The organism is Citrobacter sp. wls829 (assembly GCF_005280825.1).
Classification (GTDB): domain Bacteria; phylum Pseudomonadota; class Gammaproteobacteria; order Enterobacterales; family Enterobacteriaceae; genus Citrobacter; species Citrobacter gillenii.
The window spans coordinates 1-4,115 of sequence record NZ_SZWP01000096.1; the positions used below are offsets into that span (position 1 = coordinate 1).

The following is a 4,115-nucleotide window of genomic DNA, read 5'->3' on the forward strand; positions in this document are numbered from 1 at the left end:
ATCAGGAACTTGTTCGCACCTTCCTTAGTGGTAAACAGATAGACTTCAAGGCCAATGTTTTTATACAGACCAACCGTCTGCCTTGCTGATATGGTTATTTTATTCCCGGTAATGGAATATTCAAAGAATGCCGGACCGCCCGTTGTGACACAAAAGGGAAGAATAATGTCTTCAGTCTTTACTGTCGCGTTAACCGTTATAAACTGACCGGAACCACTGGCAGTCAGTTTCTGGTCTAAAGCAATCGATGTTGTCTCAGTCGTAAAAAACTCAACACCATCATCAGTGGAAAGATATGCCCCATAAGCCATTATGCCTTCTCCTGATAGAACACGAGGACTGCCGCAATGGCTGGCTCCGTATTAATCTCATATTGCCCGGTACCCGCCGGGGAGCACGTAATTGTTCCTCCGCTTACAGTGAATTTCCGTCTTAACCCTGTATTAACGTTTTCAAGCGGAGCCTGAACGTATTTAAGAACATACCCGCTTCTGATGGCGAAAGACCAGGTGCCTGACTGAGAAAAACTTGTGACGGTCGCTCTTCCCAGAACCATCGTTGGCTTAATCCCGTAGTTATTTTTGACACCGTTTGCATCCCACGTCTGAATACCCCATGCCATCAGAACACCCCTGTTATTTTCCCAAGCTGAACACGAAGCACCCCATTCCCGTCCTTGACGCTATAGTTGAGATTACTCATTCTCGACGCGCCCTCACCCGCCACAGCCCCGTTAACCTCAAACGATCCGTCCGATTTCATAATAGTCCCTGTTTTTCCCTGAACGTAATTAGCGGACCGCAGCTCACCAATTTTTGCCAGCGTTATCTGCCCGTACTGAATAAAGGCATCGCTGATAAATACCTGCCCATTAACCACCGCGAATGGAGAATATTGCGTATCACCGCTGCCACTCATCAGGACAAACTGGTTAGCGTTAAACCCGACGCGGGTGACTACCGGCTTACCCGCTTCCGCCAGCACAGCAATCGACATACCGGCGCTGTAAAAAATATCGTTGATACGCACTCCGGCTTTCAGGGTATGAATGGCCGTTGCACCTGAAGCGTCAACGGTGGCGGTGAGCTTATCCTCAAGCGAGGCGGTTACGTCCTCAATCTGCGCCTGCACCTGCGTGGACATTTCCGCCATCGCCTGATTCACATCGGCGATCGTGGTTTTCACCACCAGAATGTCTGCGCGGACCTCGCCGAACTGTGCAAACTGATGTTCAACAGTTCCGTGGTTGGCCAGCGCGTTCTGCAGAATGCCTTCAAGGTTGGTATCAATGTCGCCCGTCAGACGATCGCCATCGGCAGATGTCAGGAAGTCATCCGCAATATCCCCCAGGTAGTCATCCGCATTCGCATTGGATTCGCCACGAACCCAGTCAGTCCAGCCTGATTCATTCCCCGTTCTGTCTACCAGCTGCGCGCGGTACCAGAACTCCTGCCCCGCCTTTAGCCCCAGCTGGATATATTCAGCTGACGGATACGGAACATCCGACAGCAACAGAGGATTCGAGAAATCACTGTTCGCGGTGTACTGAATTTCCGTTTTCAGTGTGTCAGAGGTATTCGCCGGGAATCCCCAGTTCAGGCGAATCCCCCAGTTGATCGGCGTTGTCGCAAATCCGACAGGTTTCGGAGGGTTACCCACTTTCCCGGTCAGCGTCGCCTCTTCTGAATATCCCCAGCCGGAGGAAATCTCTGAAGCATTAATGGCGCGCACACGCACGAGGTAGCGCCCGGCATAAATGCCCGGAACATCAAATGACGTGGTGGAGCTGCGCGGCACGTTCACCCAGTTTCCGTCATTGCGGCGCCACTGCGCCTCGTAGGCAATAGCGTTCTGTGCCTGGTCCCAGCTCGCACGCATGGTCTCAACACTGATGTTCTGCTGAACAACAGAGAACGAGCTAATCACGATATTAGCCGGTGGCGACTGGTTACCCGGAGGGATAACACTCACCGGGCGCTGATCAATAATTGCCCCCGTATCGATACGGGAGTATTTATCAGGATCGTTCCAGGCCCCGGCTATTGAGAAGGTACCGTCATTGTTATCGATGACGCTGTTGATTGCATCGCTACCACCGATATAGCTTTCTGCATCCATCAGCTTCTGTACGGTTTCCATATCCAGCCCAGAACGAACAGCGTAGATATCTGCCATTGCGCTATCAAAGGGCCCAAGGGAATTAGCCAGTTCAGCAAAGTCATGCCTGTTGCCCATGGCGTATACCCAGCAATTGTGAATCATCAAGAAGGCCCCGCGACCGATTTGGATATCATCACCAGCCATCGCAATGATTGAGGCCGCACTGGCAGCAATTCCCAGCACTTTCACCGTTACCTTGCCCTCGTAATCACGGAGGAGGTTATAAATCGCCAGGCCTTCAAACATATCGCCACCGGGTGAGTTAATATTCACCGTGACGTCTGCACCATTCATTGATCGTAAAGCACCAGCAACACGCTTTGCTGTGACGCCTTCACCCCAGTAGTCCTGCCCGATAACATCAAATACAGAAATGCTATTTTCGTCGGTGGCCGCAGCTTTAATCCCGCCATCCCAGCGGTCCAGCGCAGAAGGTAGTGTTTCACAGGTGACCCGCGCGCAGGGGCGACCCGCCGGCGCTGCCGGAAGTTGTTTTTTGCTCATCAGGAAAGTGCTCCTAAGCGGCCTTTTTCAGCGGAGAATGTTCGAAAGAAATATCGGGGAATAACTGGTTATGAAGCTCTAGCAGCGCATTAGCTCTGGCTGCCTGATTGTTTTCGCGTAAATCTTCAAGCGCAGTGAGATTCAATTGCACAGTATAAATTTCGCCACCAGGTATTGGAGGCAGGTTTTCCAGGCGACGGACATCGTTGCGGCTCATCCAGCCATTCTGCAAAGCAGTAGTGTAATAAGCAGCACGCCCGGCACTGTCAGCACGTAGCAAACCTTCAACGGAGAATTCAGCAAAATAATCCTCATCATTCGCCAGTAAACAACGCGCTATCTCCTGCTCAATGTTGACCAATAACGGGCGAAGAGTATTGGTAAGAAAGAGGAGGTTCATCCCTTCTACACTGGAGGCCCAACTACTTTGTTTGGTCATGTGACCAACCATAAACGGCGGAATACGGAACCATCGGCAAATCTCTTCAATGCTAAAAGATCGACTCTCCAGCATCTGTGCTGCTTCAGGATTCATGGTGACGCCCTGGTAAGTCATGTCGCCCTCAAGCACCATGACCTTTCCTGCATTTTTCGAACCTACAAACGAATTCAGATTTTGCTTCAGCCGCTCTCGCTGTTCTTTATTAATGTCTGTTTTCGCACTAATAAAGCCCGAGTTTTGTATACCGTTCTCAAAGATTTTGGCTGCTGATTCTTCAACCGCCATTGCCGAGCCAATAACATCCCGACCAGTCATCATCGGCATCATCCCACAGACACCATCTAGCCCGAAGCCACGAATGTGCATCATGTTTTTGACAGGGATAATTCTCTTGCCGTTTATATCGGTATAGGTGTACTGCAGTTGCCCGTTTTCAAGGCGCTTAACAACCATGTTTTGGGGTAAAAGGGGATTAAGTCCAACCAGTTTTTGACCAATCATCAGTTTTTCTATATATGCATTCCCCCTCATGCAAATACTGGCGACCAGCATAAGCATGAATCTTGACGGGGTCATTTCTCCATTGGGCTGCTTACAAAGAACCTTATATGCCGGGTGATCGGTGGCTAGCGCTCGTGAACCATCTTTTTCCCGCTTATAGACCTTCAGTGGCAGGGTTGAGACTGATTCACTAAGAAGTCGTGCGCATGACCATACAGCTGACAACATGATCGCCTTATCGACGGTTACCGTTTTGCCGCTGCTGCTGGTTCCCATCCACTCTTGCCAAAACGTACCCGTGGTCAAGCTGATAGGTACACCGAGCCAATTTAAAAGAGCGCTTTTTACACGCCCGGGGTGTTTTTTAGATTTCATCAGACACCTATCATGATCGGATCTTCGTAGAAGTCGGTTAAGTCTTGCTTATCATCGCCACCGTTGACCAGTAAGCGGCTCTTCGCCGTAAACAGTGCAACAGGTGTAAGCGTCGTCTCAGCACCGTCTGGCA

The 4,115-nt window shown here is 50.4% G+C and carries 2 protein-coding genes and 1 pseudogene; all 3 read right to left on the minus strand.

Annotated elements, in window-relative coordinates:
* Positions 1-311 (minus strand): annotated as a pseudogene (locus tag FDW88_RS18815) (hypothetical protein); the annotation flags it as partial.
* Positions 312-621: 310 nt separating this feature from the next.
* Complete coding sequence (locus FDW88_RS18825; RefSeq protein ID WP_170974181.1) at positions 622-2,664, minus strand: head maturation protease, ClpP-related; 2,043 nt, start codon at positions 2,662-2,664, stop codon at positions 622-624.
* A gap of 13 nt (positions 2,665-2,677) precedes the next feature.
* Positions 2,678-3,982: a phage portal protein gene (locus FDW88_RS18830; protein WP_137363144.1), complete on the minus strand. Its 1,305-nt coding sequence runs from the start codon at positions 3,980-3,982 to the stop codon at positions 2,678-2,680.
* Positions 3,983-4,115 lie beyond the last annotated feature (133 nt).

Excerpts from the sequence above, each read along its gene's own strand:
- FDW88_RS18830 (WP_137363144.1), bottom strand. The coding sequence starts at position 3,982 with ATGAAATCTAAAAAACACCCCGGGCGTGTAAAAAGCGCTCTTTTAAAT.
- FDW88_RS18825 (WP_170974181.1), bottom strand. The coding sequence starts at position 2,664 with ATGAGCAAAAAACAACTTCCGGCAGCGCCGGCGGGTCGCCCCTGCGCG.